This window comes from uncultured Shimia sp., from assembly GCF_947493595.1.
In the GTDB taxonomy this organism is placed as follows: Bacteria; Pseudomonadota; Alphaproteobacteria; order Rhodobacterales; family Rhodobacteraceae; genus Shimia.
In genome coordinates, this window is sequence record NZ_CANLRL010000001.1 from 457,258 (window position 1) to 475,240 (window position 17,983).

The 17,983-nt window shown below is 58.0% G+C and carries 15 protein-coding genes and 1 tRNA gene; 9 read left to right on the forward strand and 7 right to left on the reverse strand.

The window, feature by feature from the left end; all coding sequences use genetic code 11:
- The first annotated feature begins 14 nt into the window (after positions 1–14).
- From Q0955_RS02305 to Q0955_RS02325, 5 genes are all read left to right on the forward strand, one after another.
- A tRNA-Gly gene (locus Q0955_RS02305) sits at positions 15–88 on the forward strand.
- A gap of 146 nt (positions 89–234) precedes the next feature.
- Entirely contained in the window at positions 235–2,028 is a 1,794-nt protein-coding gene (locus Q0955_RS02310; RefSeq protein ID WP_299419366.1) for an ABC transporter transmembrane domain-containing protein, read from the forward strand.
- 240 nt (positions 2,029–2,268) lie between these two features.
- The gene (locus Q0955_RS02315) at positions 2,269–4,167 is read left to right on the forward strand and encodes an acyl-CoA synthetase (RefSeq protein ID WP_299419368.1); all 1,899 of its coding nucleotides are present in this window, start codon (positions 2,269–2,271) and stop codon (positions 4,165–4,167) included.
- Positions 4,168–4,359: 192 nt separating this feature from the next.
- Entirely contained in the window at positions 4,360–5,850 is a 1,491-nt protein-coding gene (glpK, locus tag Q0955_RS02320; protein ID WP_299419371.1) for a glycerol kinase GlpK, read from the forward strand.
- 21 nt (positions 5,851–5,871) lie between these two features.
- A complete protein-coding gene (locus Q0955_RS02325) occupies positions 5,872–6,396 on the forward strand; it encodes an alkylphosphonate utilization protein (RefSeq protein ID WP_299419374.1) in 525 nt (174 codons plus the stop codon).
- A 12-nt stretch (positions 6,397–6,408) separates the two neighbouring features.
- Here Q0955_RS02325 and dtd read toward each other — a convergent pair whose 3' ends face one another.
- The 3 genes from dtd to metF form a co-directional block, all read right to left on the reverse strand.
- A complete protein-coding gene (gene dtd / locus Q0955_RS02330) occupies positions 6,409–6,843 on the reverse strand; it encodes a D-aminoacyl-tRNA deacylase (protein WP_299419377.1) in 435 nt (144 codons plus the stop codon).
- Between the two features lie 124 nt (positions 6,844–6,967).
- Positions 6,968–7,462, reverse strand: coding sequence for a PaaI family thioesterase (locus Q0955_RS02335; RefSeq protein WP_299419379.1), 495 nt, complete (start codon positions 7,460–7,462; stop codon positions 6,968–6,970).
- Positions 7,463–7,534: 72 nt separating this feature from the next.
- A complete protein-coding gene (gene metF / locus Q0955_RS02340; protein ID WP_299419381.1) occupies positions 7,535–8,401 on the reverse strand; it encodes a methylenetetrahydrofolate reductase [NAD(P)H] in 867 nt (288 codons plus the stop codon).
- Positions 8,402–8,499: 98 nt separating this feature from the next.
- Here metF and Q0955_RS02345 point away from each other — a divergent pair, with 98 nt between their 5' ends.
- On the forward strand, positions 8,500–9,405 hold the full coding sequence (locus Q0955_RS02345; protein ID WP_299421012.1) for a LysR family transcriptional regulator: 906 nt from the start codon (positions 8,500–8,502) through the stop codon (positions 9,403–9,405).
- Positions 9,406–9,564: 159 nt separating this feature from the next.
- Complete coding sequence (locus Q0955_RS02350) at positions 9,565–10,599, forward strand: Hint domain-containing protein (RefSeq protein ID WP_299419384.1); 1,035 nt, start codon at positions 9,565–9,567, stop codon at positions 10,597–10,599.
- A 138-nt stretch (positions 10,600–10,737) separates the two neighbouring features.
- On the opposite strand, the gene Q0955_RS02355 is transcribed toward Q0955_RS02350, so the two are convergent.
- The gene (locus Q0955_RS02355; RefSeq protein ID WP_299419386.1) at positions 10,738–11,778 is read right to left on the reverse strand and encodes an NADP-dependent oxidoreductase; all 1,041 of its coding nucleotides are present in this window, start codon (positions 11,776–11,778) and stop codon (positions 10,738–10,740) included.
- Between the two features lie 183 nt (positions 11,779–11,961).
- Here Q0955_RS02355 and Q0955_RS02360 point away from each other — a divergent pair, with 183 nt between their 5' ends.
- Positions 11,962–12,753, forward strand: coding sequence for an inositol monophosphatase family protein (locus tag Q0955_RS02360; RefSeq protein ID WP_299419388.1), 792 nt, complete (start codon positions 11,962–11,964; stop codon positions 12,751–12,753).
- 62 nt (positions 12,754–12,815) lie between these two features.
- Here Q0955_RS02360 and Q0955_RS02365 read toward each other — a convergent pair whose 3' ends face one another.
- From Q0955_RS02365 to putA, 3 genes are read right to left on the reverse strand one after another with little or no spacing between them, the layout of a single operon-like run.
- Positions 12,816–13,184 (reverse strand): GFA family protein, encoded by a 369-nt coding sequence (locus Q0955_RS02365; protein WP_299419391.1) that lies wholly within the window; start codon positions 13,182–13,184, stop codon positions 12,816–12,818.
- The gene (locus Q0955_RS02370; RefSeq protein ID WP_299419393.1) at positions 13,181–13,930 is read right to left on the reverse strand and encodes a rhomboid family intramembrane serine protease; all 750 of its coding nucleotides are present in this window, start codon (positions 13,928–13,930) and stop codon (positions 13,181–13,183) included. Before Q0955_RS02370 ends, Q0955_RS02365 begins: the two co-directional genes overlap by 4 nt.
- 31 nt (positions 13,931–13,961) lie before the next feature.
- Entirely contained in the window at positions 13,962–17,387 is a 3,426-nt protein-coding gene (putA, locus tag Q0955_RS02375) for a bifunctional proline dehydrogenase/L-glutamate gamma-semialdehyde dehydrogenase PutA (protein ID WP_299419396.1), read from the reverse strand.
- A 106-nt stretch (positions 17,388–17,493) separates the two neighbouring features.
- Between putA and Q0955_RS02380 the strand changes: the two genes are divergently transcribed.
- Positions 17,494–17,967 carry an Lrp/AsnC ligand binding domain-containing protein gene (locus Q0955_RS02380; protein ID WP_299419398.1) on the forward strand — a complete coding sequence of 158 codons (474 nt, stop codon included), beginning with the start codon at positions 17,494–17,496 and terminating at the stop codon, positions 17,965–17,967.
- Positions 17,968–17,983 lie beyond the last annotated feature (16 nt).

Consider the following 17,983-nt stretch of genomic DNA (forward strand, 5'->3'; position numbering starts at 1 on the left):
CAAGCCAACCTCGGGCGGGTATGGTGAAATGGTATCATAAGAGCCTTCCAAGCTTAAGGTGCGGGTTCGATTCCCGCTACCCGCTCCAAGGTCAAACTTCCTGATATTTCAATGCTCTGTCGTCGGGTGCTATCCCATGTCGCAGGGGTGCATGGGGCTTATGCATATCTGGCACCTTGACCCGGCTGCATGCTGCGTTCACTAACGGCTAACACGACAGCCAAGGACCGAATAATGGCCAGACAGCCGCAGCACGCGAATCCCGAACAAGACCGTGAGAAAAGCAAGAACATCGGTGCCCTGCGTGGGCTGCGTCCGTTTTTGGCCCCGTATCGCTTTCTAGTGTTTCTGGCGCTTTGTGCCCTGACGTTGACGGCCACAGTCTCGTTGATGTTGCCGGTGGCGGTGCGTCGCGTGGTGGACAACTTCGGCACCGAGAGTGACGCCCTGTTGGACAAATACTTCCTTGCGGCCCTTGGTATCGCGTCGATGCTGGCTGTGGGTACAGCCCTGCGCTACCTATTGGTTACACGCCTGGGCGAGCTGGTTGTCACCGACATTCGCAAAGCGGTGTTTGCGCGGGTGATCAACATGAGCCCGGCGTTTTTTGAGAATGTCATGACCGGTGAGGTGCTGAGCCGTATCACCACAGACACCACGGTGATCCAGTCGGTGATTGGCTCCTCGATTTCCATTGCCTTGCGCAACGTGCTTTTGTTCCTTGGTGGTCTGATGTTGATGCTGTTCACCTCGACCAAGCTCACACTGATGGTGCTCTTGGTGGTGCCGATGGTGATTGTGCCCATCATGGTGTTGGGCCGCCGTTTGCGCAAACTCAGCCGGGAAAACCAGGACTGGATTGCGGAAAGCTCCGGCAATGCGTCCGAAGCCCTTTTGTCAGTGCAAACCGTTCAAGCCTTCACCCATGAGGCTCAGTCGCGTACCAACTTCAACCGCGTGACCGACCTGTCGCTCAGCGCCGCGATGCGCCGGATCAACACCCGTGCTCTGCTGACCATGATTGTGATCTTCCTGATCTTCACTGGCGTTGTGGTGGTGTTGTGGATGGGGGCACGTGACGTGCGCGCAGGCGGCATGAGCGTTGGTGTGCTGGTACAATTTGTGATCTATTCCGTGATGGTGGCCGGGGCCGTGGGGGCCTTGTCCGAAATCTGGAGCGAGCTGCAGCGCGCCGCAGGCGCCACCGAACGATTGGTGGAGCTGCTTTACACAGAAGACAGCGTGAACGACCCCGCTCAGCCCAAAGCGCTGCCGGCGCCGGTCAAAGGGGAGATCCGGTTTAAAGACGTGTCGTTCCAATATCCGTCGCGCCCAAACATCTCCGCTCTCGATGGTGTTAACCTCACCATTCAACCCGGTGAAACTGTCGCCCTTGTTGGCCCGTCGGGCGCTGGCAAAACCACCATCATTCAAATGATTCAGCGCTTCTACGATCCGGCCAAAGGGCAGGTGACGCTTGATGGTGCCGCCTTGCAAGAGATGCAGCGCGATGATTTCCGGCAGCATATGGCGCTGGTGCCGCAAGATCCGGTGATCTTTGCCACCAGCGCGCGCGAAAACATCCGCTTTGGCCGTCTGGACGCCACCGATGCCGAAGTTGAAGCCGCAGCCAAAGCCGCCGCCGCGCATGAGTTCATCACCGCTCTGCCCGAAGGCTATGACAGCCCATTAGGTGAGCGCGGCGTGATGTTGTCGGGTGGTCAGAAACAACGCATCGCCATCGCGCGCGCCATCCTGCGTGACGCGCCGGTGCTATTGTTGGACGAGGCCACCTCGGCGCTGGATGCGGAAAGCGAACGTCTGGTGCAGGCGGCGGTGGATGAGCTGGCCGAAAGCCGCACCACCATCATCGTGGCCCACCGTTTGGCAACCGTGAAAAAGGCCGATCGTATCATTGTGATGGAAGAGGGCCGCATTGTCGCCCAGGGCCGTCATGACGATCTGGTGGCCGAAGGCGGGCTCTATGCCAAACTGGCACGTCTTCAATTCACCGCGGGCGCTGCCTAAATCAGTAAGGTCGCGCCGCTTCCAAGCGCGCGCGACCACAGGCTGATTTTGAGGTGGACTGCATCCCTTTTACGGTTAATCTGACGTAACGTTTCAGGCACGCTTGACCCTAGGTTCGGCTGGCCTTGAGCGGGGCGCAAGGTGTTTTTGGGATCATCTTGACGGAACGCGTCCAACGTGGGTCGGACTGGCGGAGGTCCGGCAGATTGGGGCAAGCAACCCAAGGGGGGAGAATAGACTATGAGCTTTGAATCTTTGGCAGACCTAAAGGCCATCGAGAACGAAAAACCGTGGGATGAACGGGGCAACCCAACCACGATTTATGAAATGCTGACCAACACCAAGGACAAGTTTCCAAACCGTCCGGCGGTCAGCTATCAGATTTTCTCTGGCCCCAAAGACAAAGCTGAGACCGTTACCTGGTCCGAGCTGCACGCCAAGACCACGCAAGCGGCCAATATGTTCCGCGATCTGGGCGTGGGTGAAAAAGACACCGTGGCTTTTGTGCTGCCAAACTGTAACGAGACCATGTATGCGCTGCTTGGTGGCATGGTTGCGGGCATTGTGAACCCGATCAACCCGCTGCTGGAGCCGGAGCAGATCTCTGCCATCCTGCGCGAAACCGACGCCAAAGTGGTGGTGACCCTTAAAGGCTTCCCAAAAACCGATGTGGCGCAAAAAGTGGCCGAGGCCGTGCGCCACGCCCCACATGTGCACACGGTTCTGGAAATTGATCTGGTCAAATACCTGACCCCGCCAAAATCCTGGATTGTACCGCTGATCCGGCCCAAGGTTTCCGGCCCGCAGCACGCGGACTTCAAAGACTTCAACAAAGAGCTGGCGAAGTACCCAACAACCTTGCAGTTTGCCGATAGCGCAGGTGACCGTGTGGGGGCCTATTTCCACACTGGTGGCACGACCGGCATGCCGAAAGTGGCACAGCACCTCTACTCCGGCATGATCTACAACGGCTGGCTTGGCGACCGTCTGCTCTTCACCGAAGAAGACAACATCATGTGCCCGCTGCCGCTGTTCCACGTGTTTGCCGTGCATGTCATCATGCAGGCGGCAATCAAATCTGGCGCCCATGTGGTGTTCCCAACCCCGGCGGGCTATCGCGGCGATGGCGTGTTTGACAACTTCTGGAAGCTGATCGAGCGCTGGAAAATCTCCTTCATCATCACCGTGCCAACCGCGGTGTCGGCCCTGATGCAGCGTCCCGTAGATGCGGATATTTCCTCTGTGAAAACCGCCTTCTCCGGCTCCGCGCCGATGCCAATGGAGCTGTTCAAGCGTTTCGAAAGCACCTGTGGTGTGGACATTGTCGAAGGCTACGGCCTGACCGAGGCCACCTGTCTTGTGTCCTGCAACCCGCCCTCTGGTGCCAAGAAGGTTGGCTCCGTCGGCCTGCCGTTTCCGTACACCGATGTGCGTATCATCAAAAACACACCGGACGGTCCAGTGGAATGTGCTGCGGATGAAGTGGGCGAAATTTGTGTTTCCAACCCAGGTGTTTATGCGGGCAACACCTACACTGAAGCGGATAAAAACGCCGACCTGTTCCACTACGGCACCCACCTGCGCACAGGGGATTTGGGGCGTTTGGACGAGGATGGCTACCTCTGGATCACTGGCCGTGCCAAAGACCTGATCATTCGTGGCGGTCACAACATTGATCCGGCAGAGATCGAAGAGGCGTTGTTGGCGCATCACGATGTGGCCTTTGCTGGCGCAATTGGCCAACCGGACGCGCATTCGGGTGAGGTGCCCTGTGTCTATGTCGAGCTTGTGGAAGGTGCGACCGCGACAGGTGAGGATTTGATGAGCCACGCAAAGGTGCACGTGCACGAGCGCGCCGCGCATCCGAAATATGTGGAGATCATGCCAGAGCTGCCCAAGACCGCTGTTGGCAAAATTTTCAAGCCGGACCTGCGCAAAGCGGCGATCACCCGTATCTACGATGCCGCGCTGGATAAAGCTGGTGTGCCAGCTCAAGTGGACTTTGTGCTGGACGACAAAAAGCGTGGTCTGGTGGCACAGATCAAAAAATCAGGCGATGCCACTGACGCGGAAGTTGGCAAAGTGCTTGGCGATTTTGTCCGCCCATGGGAATGGACCAGCGACGAATCGGCGGTCTGATCCGGCACGAAGGGGAGGGGGGCAGCCCCCTCGTCACCGCGCAGCGGTGCCTTCACCCCCGGGATATTTGGGGAATGAGAAAGCTATCTACGAAAAAAATAGTAGGGCGCAGCGTCAAGCGGCGCCCTTCCTGATTGCGGTAACAGTTTTGCGCGCCTACTGTGCCAGCAACAGAGTTCAGGGAGGGGACCGATGACCCATATTCTCGCCATTGATCAGGGCACAACATCCAGCCGCGCGATTGTGTTTGACGGAGACATCCGCCCGATTGCCAGCGCCCAGCTGGAGTTTGAGCAGCACTTCCCGCAATCGGGCTGGGTGGAGCATGATCCGGCGGACATTTGGGTCACCACGGTGGAGACCTGCTCCGGCGCGCTGGCACGGGCCAAGCTCTCTGCCAAGGACATCGACGCCATTGGCATCACCAACCAGCGTGAAACCACCTTGGTGTGGAACAAGACCACGGGTGAGCCGGTGCACAACGCCATTGTCTGGCAGGATCGCCGCACTGCTGCGATCTGCGAAGAGCTGAAGGCAGGCGGTCATGCGAAGATGGTGCAAGCCACCACCGGCCTGCTGCTCGATCCCTATTTTTCCGGCACCAAGATCAAGTGGATTTTGGACAATGTTGAAGGCGCCAGCGCAGCGGCGGAGGCGGGCGAGCTGCTGTTTGGCACCGTGGATTGCTACCTGATTTGGAAGCTGACTGGCGGCAAGGTGCATGCCACCGACGCCACGAACGCGGCACGCACGTTGATTTATGACATTCACAACGGTGTCTGGAGCAAGGACATCTGTGCGCTGTTGGGCATTCCCATGTCGATGCTGCCGGAGGTCAAAGACTGTGCCGCCGATTTTGGTGAAACCGACGCCGATCTGTTTGGCGCAGCGATCCCCATTCGCGGTGTGGCTGGCGATCAACAGGCTGCCACCATTGGGCAGGCCTGTTTTCAGGCGGGCATGCTGAAGTCGACCTACGGCACCGGTTGCTTTGCGCTTCTGAACACAGGCAACATGCCGGTGACCTCGCAAAACCGCCTGTTGACCACCATTGCCTATCAATTGGACGGCAAGCCGACCTATGCGCTGGAAGGCGCGATCTTCATTGCGGGGGCGGTGGTGCAATGGCTGCGCGACGGGTTGGGCATCATCAACGATGCCTCTGAAACCACCGCCTTGGCCGATGCCGCGGACCCGGGTCAGGAGTTGATCCTTGTGCCTGCTTTTGTGGGTCTTGGTGCCCCTTATTGGAACCCGGAAGCGCGGGGCGCCGTCTTTGGCTTGACCCGTGGTTCCGGCCCCAAAGAGTTCTCCCGTGCCGCGCTGGAAAGCGTTGGGTTTCAAACCCGTGACCTGCTCGAAGCCATGCAGGCGGATTTTGACTTTTCCGGCGATACGGTGCTGCGGGTGGATGGCGGCATGATTGCCTCTGACTGGGCGATGCAGTTCCTGTCAGACATTCTGGGCGCGCCGGTGGACCGGCCAGTGGTGGCCGAAAGCACCGCCAAAGGGGCAGCCTGGCTCGCGGGCATGCAGATTGGGGCCTATCCGGACATGGCGGGCTTTGCCGCGACCTGGGAAAAAGAGAGCCAGTTCACGCCAAAGCAGGATGACAGCTGGCGCGAAGGGCGTTATGCGGGCTGGCAAAAGGCCATCAACGCCACGCTGGCGATGACCGAGTAACTCTCAAGCGCGGAGCGCTCTATGTCCAATCCCTGTGCTCTTTGCGGCGCCACTGGCGCCGTATCTCCCGTGGCCGTCGTGCCGCAGGATGTTTCTGTTGATCTCTGCGCCACATGTGCCACAGGTGTCTCGGACGGCCCACAGGACGGGCCACATTGGCAGTTTTTGCATGAGGCGATCTGGAGCACAGAGCCTGCGGTGCAGGTCCTGGCGTGGCGCTTGCTGAAAGCGTTGCCCGAGGCGCCCTGGGCGCGTGATCTTCTTGATATGGCTTATCTGGAGCCAGAGGTGCAGGCATGGGCAGAGGCTGGTCTGAGTGCGGCGGAGGATACGGTTGTTCATCGCGACAGCAACGGTGTGGTGCTCACATCAGGCGACACGGTGGTGCTGATCAAAGATCTGCCCGTGAAAGGCGCAGGCTTCACAGCCAAACGGGGTACCGCCGTGCGCAATATCTCTCTGGTGATGGACAACCCTGAGCACGTCGAAGGCCGGGTGGAAAGCCAGCGGATTGTGATCTTGACGAAGTTTGTGAAAAAGAGCTGAGGCTTTTCGACCTCAGACCTCCATCCAGATGGACACCGGCCCGACATTGGTCAGCGAGACCTTCATGTCCGCGCCAAATTCACCGGTCTCCACCGGCACAACCTCGCCAAGCTTTTGGGCAAACAACTCATAAAGCCGTTTGCCATCCTCTGGCGCTGCGGCCGTGGAAAACCCCGGCCGATTGCCGCTGCGGGTGTCCGCCGCCAGCGTAAACTGGCTGATCACCAAAGCGCTGCCACCGATATCCGCTACAGACTTATTCATCTTGCCGATTTCATCTTGAAAAATCCGACACTTGGCCACTTTGGCGGCGAGCTTTTCCACTTGCGCTTCGGTGTCATTCTGCATCGCACAGACCAGCACCATCAACCCTGGCCCACATTTGCCAATCACTGCGCCATCCACGCGCACCTGCGCCTCACTCACCCGTTGCAACAAAGCACGCATGTCACCCTCCAAGTTTTGAGCGACCCTGCGACAGGCACGGAACCGGCGCAACCCGCTTTCTCATTCCAGAAATATCTCGTGTGAAGGGGCAGCTCTGCTGCACCGAGGGCAGAGCCCTCCCGTACTAGCGCTTCGGGCCTTGCATGACGATGCAGGTGGTTGATCCGGTGGCGTAAAGCTTGCCATCCTCAACCCCGCGCACCTCGCCAACGGAAATGCCCGTGGAGCGCCCTACATGCTGCACTTTGCCCACCGCATGCACGGTCATGCCAACAGGGATCGGGCGCAGAATGTTGATCTTGTATTCAAGGGTTGTGTAGATCTGTCCGGGTTTCAGCATGGTCTGAACGGCGCAGGCCATACAGCTGTCCAAGATTGTCCCGTACCAACCACCATGTACCGTGCCAATCGGGTTCATGGTGCCGAACTCCGGCGTGCCTTCAAAGGTCACCGTGCCTTCATCCGCCACAATGGGTTTAAACCCCAAAGTCTCCCCAATGGGTGGCCCGGCCAACTCGCCATTGATAATCCCACGCATAAAGTCCAATCCGCTCACCGACAGGATGGTGTCCATCGAGGCCAGCTGATCAACCGAAACGGCGTAGTGATGTGCAGTCATAAAAACGGCCTCCTTTGTCCAAGCAAAGAAGGCCGTAGATTTGTCTGTATCTCAAGAGGGGCAGGGCGCCCGTTACGCCACGTTTTCCAAATTCACCGCCGGTGTCACACCCAAAGCATGGCACACATCGCGGGTCAGCTCCGGACGGTTCATTGTGTAAAAGTGCAGGCTGTCCACACCTTCGTCGAGCAAATCAGAGCACATTTCGGTGCACACGGCGGTGGCTAACAGGTCTTCGCGGTTGTCCCGTTCCGCTTTTTCAAAGGCGTCAATCAGCCAAGCCGGCACAGAGGTGCCGCAGCGCTCGGAGAATTTGCGCACGCCTTTCCAGTTCTCAATTGGCAAAACGCCGGGCAGGATCGGCGCGTTGATGCCCGCTTTTGCACAGGCGTCACGGAAGCGCAGGAAGGTCTCTGCCTCAAAGAAGAACTGCGTGATGGCTTCATCCGCGCCAGCGTCAATCTTGCGCTTGAGCCATTCCACGTCCGCCGCCATGTCGGCTGCTTCCGGGTGTTTCTCCGGGTAGGCGCCCACGCGAATGGTAAACTTGCCGGTATCCGCCAAAGCGCTGATCAGCTCCAGAGAGTTGGCAAAGCCTTCGGGGTGTGGCTCAAACCCGTTGCTGCCTTTTGGTGGATCGCCGCGCAGTGCCACCAATTCCGAAACGCCGGCCGCCGCAAAGCCGTCTGCAATGTCCAGGGTTTCCGCTTTGGAGGCGTTTACGCAGGTCAAATGCGCCGCCACGTTCAGGCCAGAGGATTTGTGCAAGGTCGCTACGGCCTCGCGGGTCAGGTCTCTTGTGGTGCCGCCAGCGCCGTAAGTCACAGAAACAAAACGTGGTTTTAGCGGTGCCAGTGTTTGCACGGTGTCCCAAAGCCGGAAAGATGCCTGCAGGTTTTGCGGCGGAAAAAATTCAAACGAGACTTGAGGCGTGGTCATAACGGGCATCCTGTAACTTGCGGTTGTCCTCATGTCACACACATGGCATCTTTACGCAAATTCATAATACTCAAGAAAGTCATGAGCCGCACATGAAGATGCACATTGAATTCCGCCACCTGCGCACCGTGCGCGCCATTCATGAATGTGGTGGTCTGGCCCGTGCGGCTGATCAACTGAACATCACGCAATCGGCTTTGTCCCACCAGATCAAAGGTTTGGAAGAACAGGCCGGGGTGGAGCTGTTTGTGCGCCGCTCCAAACCGATGAAATTATCGGCGGCAGGTGCGCGCCTTCTGCGTTTGGCCAATCAGGTGCTGCCGGAGGTCGAAAAACTTGAAGCGGAATTTAATGGTCTGCGCGCGGGCAGCTCTGGCCGCCTGCATATCGCCATTGAATGTCATGCCTGTTTTGAATGGCTGTTCCCGGTTCTGGAGCAGTTCCGCAAAAACTGGCCAGATGTGGATGTCGACATCCGACCCGGACTGGCCTTTGACGCCATGCCAGCGCTTCAGAAAGAAGAAGTGGATCTGGTGGTCAGCTCTGATCCGGAGAAAATGCCAAATGTGTCGTTCAGCCATCTGTTTGACTACGCCCCGGTCTTTGTGGCTTCGTCGTCCCATCCTTTGGCGCAGAAAGACTATGTCGAAGCAGAGGACTTTCGCGGTGAAACGCTGATCACCTATCCGGTAGAACGGTCGCGTCTTGACGTGTTTTCCCAATTGCTGACACCGGCCAAGGTCGAGCCGGGTGCCGTGCGTCAGGCGGAACTGACCGCTGTGATCCTGTTGCTTGTGGCCTCCAACCGCGGCGTGTCGGTTTTGCCGGACTGGGTTGTGCGCGAGGTCAAATATTCCTCTGACTATGTGACACGTCCGATCACCGACAAAGGCCTGACCCGAGCCTTATTTGCTGCGACACGCACTGATGATCTGAACAAGCCCTACATGCAGGATTTGATTCAATTGGCAGGTAAAGAAGCACGGCGCTTGCAATCAACCTAAACGGGTTGGTGAGACTCTTCTGGTATTTCTCCCCCTGAACAATCTGGTCGTTCCTGTCCATGTTGTTGCGTAACGGTTCATCAGTTTAGGGGGGGAGTTTCTCCCAGCGCGCACTAGGCCTCTGTCAGGGTCGCGGCGCGGGCGGCTCCAGATTTGTCTATGCCTACCACGTTTCATGCAATTTCTGTTGGCCAACTGGCTGACATCGACACCAACGAAGGCAACACCACGGCGGAAAACGCCTCCGCTTTGGTTGGGTTGACCTTTGGCGGGGTCGGCGCGCCTCTGGTCAATGATTTTGTCGAAATCTCGCCTGATGGGGACGTGGGGTCGTTCTATGATATGGACAATAGCCCCAATGACCGGTTCACCGTGGATGGCGGCGGCCCGCAGACCTTTGACGGCACGGCGGTTTACAATGCCACAATCACCTATGTGGACGGCACAACCGCAACCTATACTGCCGTGTTGTTTCAAGACACCAACGGCAACGCTTATCTGGCGCCGGAGTTTTCGGACAACGCGGACCAAGCGGCGCTGGAAGCGGGCCCAATCCAATCGATCAGCCTCGATAGCCTGCTGGGCAACCGCTATTCCGGCCTGACGTCGAGCCGTGAGGGCTGGGATTTTGTGCCGTGTTTTGTGGAAGGCACCAAGATCATCACCCAGAAAGGTGAGCGTCCGGTGGAAGACCTGGAGCCCGGCGACATGATCCTGACAATGGACCATGGTTTTCAGCCCCTGCGCTGGATTGGCCGACGCACCGTGCCGGCGCGTGGTGCATTGGCGCCCATCCGCTTTGCACCGGGCGCGCTTGGCAATGACGTGGCGCTCATGGTGTCTCCGCAACACCGCATGATGCTGCGCGGATGGCGGGTCGAGGTGAACTTCGGCGAAAGCGAAGTGCTGGTCCCGGCGCAGGCGCTGATCAATGGCGACACCGTGGTGCAGGTCGAAGGCGGCGAGGTCACTTACCTGCACCTGCTGTTTGACTGCCACGAAATCATCTATGGCGGCGGCATTCCGAGCGAAAGCTTCATGCCGGGCGAACAGGGGCTCTCCTCCATGGCGCAGGCGGTGCAGGATGAAATCTACGAACTGTTCCCAGAACTGCTGAGCGAAGGCTTACATGTATATGGCGAGGATGCCCGTCCGTCTTTGAAAGCGCGTGAGGCGCGGTTGCTTGTGCATTAACGCGCCGCACCTTGTGTTTACCGGATGGCAGGGGCACAAAACCCCCACCTCCGCAATACAGTCGTGATACTGACGCGATACCGACGTAGTTTTTGGCTTTGGCCAAACCTTAATCGCCCCCGTTGCGTCAGTGGCAACTCAGATCAGTTTCACCAGCTGTTTGCCGGTGTTTCCACCCTTTAACAGCGAACGGAACGCCGCCGGTGCGTTCTCCAATCCTTCGGCAATATCTTCGCCATAGGCGATCTCTCCGGCGGCCAGTTTTGGCCCCACGTCGCGCAGGAAATCGCCATAGCGGTCATAGTGGTTGGAGATGATAAAACCTTTCACTGACAGTTGGTTAACCAGAATGGTACGCCACAAGCGGGGCCCTGTCAGGCTTTCCATTTGTGCGTCCGCACCAAGCCCACCGGCATTGTACCAGGCAATCATGCCACAAAGGGGAATGCGCCCGCCCACGTTCATCAACGGTAACACAGCGTCCAACAGCTTGCCGCCGACGTTTTCAAAGTAGATATCAATGCCTTGCGGACATTCCGCAGCGACCGCTTTCCGCAAGTCGCTTGCTGTCTCAAAGGCCTTGTGGTCGATACAGGCATCAAAGCCGTAAGTCTCTGTTGCCTTTGTACATTTCTCGGCTCCACCGGCAATGCCCACCACGCGCAGCCCCATGGATTTGGCAATCTGCCCCACCATAGATCCAACTGGCCCGGTCGCCGCACCCACAACCAGCGTTTCGCCCTCTTTGGGTTTGCCCAATTCTGTCAAGCCGTACCAGCCGGTGAAGCCGGGCATCCCCATCACACCAAGCGCTGTGGTGATCGGGGCCAGGTCAGGGTTAAGCTTTTGCATTTCATGGCCTTTTGCCACCCCATGCGTGGCCCATCCAAACATGCCTAGTGCAAAATCGCCCGGCGCAAAATCTTTGTGGTTAGACGCGATCACCTCGCCCACAGCTCCGCCACCCATGGTCTCGTCAATCTGCACTGCAGCTGAGTAGGACTTGGCCTCATCCATGCGCCCACGCATATAAGGATCAAGTGACATATAGTGCACGCGCACCAGCACTTCACCATCTTCGATCGCAGGCAAGTCTACTGTTTCCAAACGAAAATTCTCGTCCTGCGGTTCCCCGGTCGGGCGGCTTGCCAGCACCATGCGCTGCATCTGTTCTGTCATTTGGGCATCCTCCAAAGCTTTGATCTCAGCTTGGGTGCCATTACCCTTTCTGGCAAGGGCAGGCGGTTTTTAACCAGTTTTTGTGACGCGGCGTTTCCAATACAGTGCCTGAGGCCCTATAAGGCCTTGGCAAAAAGGGATTACGGGCGTATACGCGCGCTCTGTGTCAAAAGGAGCCGTGCCATGCCGGGCAGCGCAAATCTGAACATCATGATGAAGGCCGCCCGTAAAGCGGGGCGGTCGCTGGTCAAAGACTTCCGTGAAGTTGAAAACCTACAGGTGTCGACCAAAGGGGCCGGCGACTTTGTCAGCCGTGCCGACATTGCCGCCGAGGAAATCCTGAAAGAAGAGCTGCTGGGTGCGCGTCCAACATACGGCTGGATCGCAGAAGAAGGTGGCGAGATTGCGGGCAAAGACCCAACCCGCCGCTGGATTGTTGATCCGCTGGATGGCACCACCAACTTCCTGCACGGTTTGCCCCACTGGGCAATCTCTATCGCTCTGGAACATAAGGGCGAAATCGTTGCCGGCGTGGTTTTTGACGCCGCCAAAGATGAGATGTTCTACGCGGAAAAAGGCGAGGGCGCCTGGCTGAACGACAGCCTGCGCCTGCGCGTGTCAGCCCGTCACCGCATGATCGAGTCGATCTTTGCAACAGGCTTGCCATTTGCGGGCCGTGTCGACCTGCCTGAGACCCTGAAAGATCTGGCGCGCGTATTGCCCGCCACCGCAGGTGTACGCCGCTTTGGCGCCGCGTCGTTGGACCTCGCTTATGTGGCCGCAGGCCGTTACGAAGGCTTCTGGGAACGCAAGCTGCAGCCATGGGACGTGGCCGCAGGCCTGCTGATTGCCAAAGAAGCGGGGGCTTTGGTTGAGCCAATGAACCCGGAAGGTAACATACTGGAAGATGGCGAGATGATTGTGGCCAATGAGCCGATCTTCTCCACCTTCGCAAAAGTCATCCGCAACGGGTAACGTACGCTGCCCTTACGCGGCTTTTGCATCTCTGTGAAACAGTGAAACCTGGCCCAAATGGGTCAGGTTTTTTTGTCTGAGGGATGATTTATCCCGTCGTGCCAGCCAAAAGGCGCAAATTCGCTGGGGTTTACACCTTCCAGCGCGCCGATGTTGACGCCATAGACGTCCGGGCGCGAGCGGCGTTGGTGATGCGTGTAGATGCCACAGTTGCGGCAGAAGTAGTGTTTCGCGGTGCCGGTGCCCCAAGTGTACAGCGTCAGGCATTCATGGCCTTTGACCACCTTTAGGTCCGCCAATTTCACATCTACATTTGGCACCATGCGGCGACGACAAAAAGAACAATCACACAACATGGCTTCGCTTGGATCTTGGGACAGCGTCACACGCAGCTCCACCGAGCCGCAGTGGCAGGTCAATTTACGGCTCATCGACGTTTTCTCCTCACAGGGGGCACCGAACTTTGGCTGAGTTTGTATTTGGCTTCAGGGTGGGGCGGGTGGCCATGGGTCAATTGCCAATAGCTTATGCCGCCACGCTTTAACCACGCTGGGATCGCCAGAACCGCCCCTACAACAAAACCGCCCGCATGGGCCCAATGCGCAACCCCGCCGCCAGCTGTGTCCACCGCCACGCCGTTAAACACCTGAAGCGCAAACCAAACGCCCAACATGACCCAAGCGGGGATGGTGAAGATGCGGAAAATGATGATCAAAATCAGCAGGATATCGACTTTTGCCTTGGGGAAGAGCAAAAGGTAGCCACCCATCACACCGGCAATGGCTCCGGAGGCACCCACCATAGGGATTTGACTATTCGGGTCAGCGGCGATCTGGGCAAAATCCGCGCCAAGGCCGGACAATAGGTAGAAGATCAGAAAGCCAAAGTGGCCCATCTCATCTTCGAGGTTATCGCCAAAAATCCACAAAAACAGCATGTTGCCCAAGAGGTGCATCCAGCCGCCATGCAAGAACATGGACGTGACAAGGCCATGCAGTTTTCGCCCTTCCGTGACTTCGCCAGGCAGCAAGGCCCAGTCCTGAAAGAACTGGGCCAAACGGAGATTGTCCCCCATAAACGGCTGATAGCTCAGGAAGATCCCGACATTTAGAATAATCAGCGCGTAGACGACATACGGTGTGCGTCCGGAGGGGTTGTGGTCGCGGATTGGAAACATGGAGCCAAGCTGCGGGGATTTGCGTGGAAGGTCAACTGCTCCCGCTCAAAAGCGCCGCATTGCCACCCGCTGCGGTGGTGTCGACACAGACATGCCGCTCGCCCAACACCCGCGCTGCATCTGGCCGTCCGGTGATTAAAGGCAGAATAGGCCCATCACGTTGCGACAACGCTTGGTCATATGCCCGTGCCTGAGCTGCCTCCCCCCACCACATGGCGCCACAAAAGCCCCGCAATCTAGAGAGCGCGTCGCTCGGGAGTTTGCCCGTTGCTACAATGGCTTGTCCGCCAAGACTTCTGACAATCTCAGCTTGCGCTTTTGCGGTCTCTGCGCCGGGACCCATGCATAACATCGGGTCTCGCGCATAGCTGGTCAGCCGGTTGGACTCGCCGGTTGGCCCGGGCAGAGAGATGGTCGTGGCACAGGTTTCGCGACCCTCCCGATTGATCTTGTCCAGTTCCGTCTGTGCCAAGTCGGCGGGCATGATGCCGTCCCATGTTCCTGCATTCTCCGTTGGCACAGCGGCAAACCGAGCAAGATAGTGTGGGCCACCCGCCTTTGGGCCGGTGCCGGAAAGCCCTTCACCGCCAAAGGGTTGTGAGCCAACAATTGCGCCAATCTGGTTGCGGTTCACGTAGATGTTGCCCGCCTTCACGCGGTCCGAGACATGCTGCACGCGGTCATCAATCCGAGTCTGCAGGCCAAAAGTCAGACCATAGCCAGTAGCGTTGATCGCTTCGATCACGGCGTCCAGCTCGTTAGATTTGAACGTGGCGACATGCAGAACCGGACCAAAGATTTCCCGCTCCAGATCGGCAATGCCATTCACTTTAATCAGCGTTGGCGCAATGAAAGTGCCGGTTTGTGGTGTGGGCAACTGGAACAACACACGGCCTTCCGATTGGGCCTGCGCAATGTGATCCGCAATGCCGCGACGGGCCGTTTCGTCAATCACTGGGCCACTGTCGGTGGACAGCAACCATGGGTCATTGAGTGACAGTTCCTTCATCGCGCCGGTCAACATCTCCAGCAGGTTTTCTGCAATGTCTTCCTGTACATAGAGGCATCGCAGGGCCGAGCAGCGCTGGCCAGCAGACTGGAACGCACTCTCTACAATCGCCGTCACCGCTTGTTCGGGCAGGGCGGTACTGTCGACGATCATGGCGTTCAAACCACCGGTCTCAGCAATCAGCGGCGCACCTGGGGTGAGATTGTCTGCCATGGTGGCGCGGATGCGCAATGCCGTGGCGGTGGACCCCGTGAAGGCCACGCCCTTTACACGTGGATCGGAAGTCAGTGCCGCGCCAACAGTTGCGCCGGAGCCTGGCAGGAGTTGCAGTGCGTCGCGTGGTACACCTGCCTCATGCAATAGCTTCACGGCTTCATGGGCGATGAGAGGTGTTTGATCCGCTGGTTTGGCGAGCACAGCGTTGCCAGCGGCCAGCGCCGCAGCGACTTGGCCGGAGAAAATTGCCAAGGGGAAGTTCCATGGCGAGATGCAAGTGAAGACACCTGCGGGGGGCGTTGCAGGGGCGTTGGCACCGTAATAGCGCAGGAAATCAACCGCTTCACGCAGTTCCGCAACCGCATCGTTGGGTGTTTTCCCGGCCTCGCGTGCCAGTAAGGCAAAAAGCGCTCCGTAATTTGCCTCATAGAGGTCTGCTGCCTTGGCCAGCACCGCACCTCGTTCGCTGGGGGATGCATCCCAGGGCTTTGCTGTGCTCAAAGCAGTCTCAATATCCGCTTCGCTGGCGTGGGTCACGGTGCCGGGGCTGTCGGTTGGCAGGAATGGGTTGTCGACGGTCTGTGCGGTCTCGGGGGAGGCTTTGGTCGCCAGCAGGGGGGCAGCCTGCCATTGCGTGCTGCGATACAGCTCTCGGGCTGTGTCCAACGCATTGAGTGTGGGCAGGTCGGTTAGATCAAACCCTTTGGAGTTTATGCGCTCCGGCGTGAAAAGTTCTGGGCCCCGCAGCAGGTCTCCTTCTGTGGACTGCACCTGATCAAACGGGTCAATGGCAACGGTTTCCGCAGGCACGTCTTCGTCGACAATCTGGTTTACAAAGGAGGAGTTTGCGCCGTTCTCCAACAATCGTCGTACGAGGTAGGCCAGAAGATCGCGGTGTGCGCCCACTGGTGCATAAATTCTGCAACGGGTGCCTTGGTCCTTAAGGACAATGTCATGCAGGGCTTCACCCATGCCGTGCAAGCGTTGGAATTCAAACGCGGATTTGTCCTCAGCCATGTGCAAGATGGCTGCCACCGTGTGTGCGTTGTGCGTGGCGAATTGCGGATAGATGCGGTCCGTCATGTCCAGCAATTTGCGCGCATTGGCGATGTAGGACACATCCGTCGCCGCTTTGTTGGTAAAGACCGGGAAACCGTCGATGCCTTCCACTTGCCCGCGCTTGATTTCGGTATCCCAGTAAGCACCTTTTACAAGTCGTACCATGATCTTACGGTCCAGTTTTTTGGACAGCTCATAGAGAAAATCCAGCGTGGTACCGGCGCGTTTGCCGTAGGCTTGCACCACGACACCAAAGCCGTCCCACCCAGCCAGAGCTGGTTCGCTCAGAACGGTTTCAATCACGTCCATCGAGATCGCCAAACGGTCCGCTTCTTCCGCGTCAATGTTGAGTCCCATGCCCGCGGATTTGGCCAGTAGTGCCAAGGACCGCAGCCGCGGCACCAACTCTTCCATCACGCGCTCGCGTTGCGCCACCTCGTATCGTGGGTGCAGCGCAGAAAGCTTAACCGAGATGCCTGGGTTGTCACGCGTGGCCGGGTTGGTGCAGGCGGCAGCAATGGCTGTGATCGCGCGCGAGTAGGCGAGGTGATAGCGCATGGCGTCGGCGTCGGTTTTGGCAGCTTCCCCAAGCATGTCGTAGGAATAAGTATATCCTTTGTTTTCCATGCCTTCCGCACGCTTCATGGCGGAGGTGATGGTCTCGCCCAGGACAAACTGACGGCCCATTTCTTTCATCGCGCGACCGACTGCGGTGCGGATCACGGGTTCCCCCAGACGTTTGACGGCGCCGCGCAACGTGCCAATCAGCCCTGTGTTTTGGTCATCCATAACCTTGCCAGTCAGCAACAGCGCCCATGTTGAGGCGTTCACCAGGGACGACGTGGACTGGCCAAGGTGCTTGCCCCAGTCTGAGGGCGCAATCTTATCCTCAATCAACGCGTCGATGGTGTCCGCATCGGGCACACGCAACAGCGCTTCGGCCAGGCACATCAGGGCTACACCTTCATCGGTGGAGAGGCCATACTCCGCCAAGAAGACTTCCATCATGCCCGGGCTGGTTTCCTCACGGATTTCACGTACGAGCGAGGCCCCTTTGGCACAGATAGATTTGCGATCTGCCGTCGACAGGCCGCTGCTGACTTTAAGCTCCTCCACCAAGGGGGCTTCTTTGCGGTAAGTGCTGGTGTCGATCAAGGCGCGCGCGTCGGTCATGGGGGGTCTCCTGTGGTTTGGTTCAGTATACCTTTGCATTCGCAGTTCATTTGACTGATTGTTGCGGTTGAACGTGTCGATGTGACCAAAAGTGAGGGCGGAGACTGTGCAAAACGAGAAGTCTGAATTGGATCGGTACGATCGGGCGATTCTGGATGTTCTGGGCCGGGATGGGCGAAGCTCGATCACGGATCTGGCAAAGGAAATTGGCCTCTCCAAAAGTCCAACACAGGCGCGACTGCGAAGGTTGGAGAGCGACGGAGTGATTACGGGGTATCGTGCGTTGTTGGACCCGATCCGGCTTGGGTTGGATCATGTGGCTTTTGTTGAGGTGAAACTGTCAGACACACGCGAAAAGGCTCTGCAGGCCTTTAACGCAGCTGTTTCGGAGGTGCCTGAGATTGAACAGGCGCATATGATTGCAAGTCATTTTGACTATTTGCTGAAAGTCAGGACAACGAACATGGCCGCCTATCGCCACGTTTTAGGAGAGAAAATCTCCGCATTGCCACATGTCGCCAGCACGTCGACTTATGTGGCGATGCAAGCCGTGAAAGAGACTGGCCTCGCGGAGATGTGACTTTGGTGCGCCATGC

Coding starts and splice junctions, on each gene's coding strand:
- dtd (WP_299419377.1), bottom strand. CDS start 6,843: ATGCGTGCTTTGTTGCAACGGGTGAGTGAGGCGCAGGTGCGCGTGGAT.
- Q0955_RS02315 (WP_299419368.1), top strand. CDS start 2,269: ATGAGCTTTGAATCTTTGGCAGACCTAAAGGCCATCGAGAACGAAAAA.
- Q0955_RS02325 (WP_299419374.1), top strand. CDS start 5,872: ATGTCCAATCCCTGTGCTCTTTGCGGCGCCACTGGCGCCGTATCTCCC.
- Q0955_RS02310 (WP_299419366.1), top strand. CDS start 235: ATGGCCAGACAGCCGCAGCACGCGAATCCCGAACAAGACCGTGAGAAA.
- Q0955_RS02360 (WP_299419388.1), top strand. CDS start 11,962: ATGCCGGGCAGCGCAAATCTGAACATCATGATGAAGGCCGCCCGTAAA.
- Q0955_RS02345 (WP_299421012.1), top strand. CDS start 8,500: ATGCACATTGAATTCCGCCACCTGCGCACCGTGCGCGCCATTCATGAA.
- Q0955_RS02365 (WP_299419391.1), bottom strand. CDS start 13,184: ATGAGCCGTAAATTGACCTGCCACTGCGGCTCGGTGGAGCTGCGTGTG.
- Q0955_RS02355 (WP_299419386.1), bottom strand. CDS start 11,778: ATGACAGAACAGATGCAGCGCATGGTGCTGGCAAGCCGCCCGACCGGG.
- putA (WP_299419396.1), bottom strand. CDS start 17,387: ATGACCGACGCGCGCGCCTTGATCGACACCAGCACTTACCGCAAAGAA.
- metF (WP_299419381.1), bottom strand. CDS start 8,401: ATGACCACGCCTCAAGTCTCGTTTGAATTTTTTCCGCCGCAAAACCTG.
- Q0955_RS02335 (WP_299419379.1), bottom strand. CDS start 7,462: ATGACTGCACATCACTACGCCGTTTCGGTTGATCAGCTGGCCTCGATG.
- Q0955_RS02350 (WP_299419384.1), top strand. CDS start 9,565: ATGCCTACCACGTTTCATGCAATTTCTGTTGGCCAACTGGCTGACATC.
- glpK (WP_299419371.1), top strand. CDS start 4,360: ATGACCCATATTCTCGCCATTGATCAGGGCACAACATCCAGCCGCGCG.
- Q0955_RS02370 (WP_299419393.1), bottom strand. CDS start 13,930: ATGTTTCCAATCCGCGACCACAACCCCTCCGGACGCACACCGTATGTC.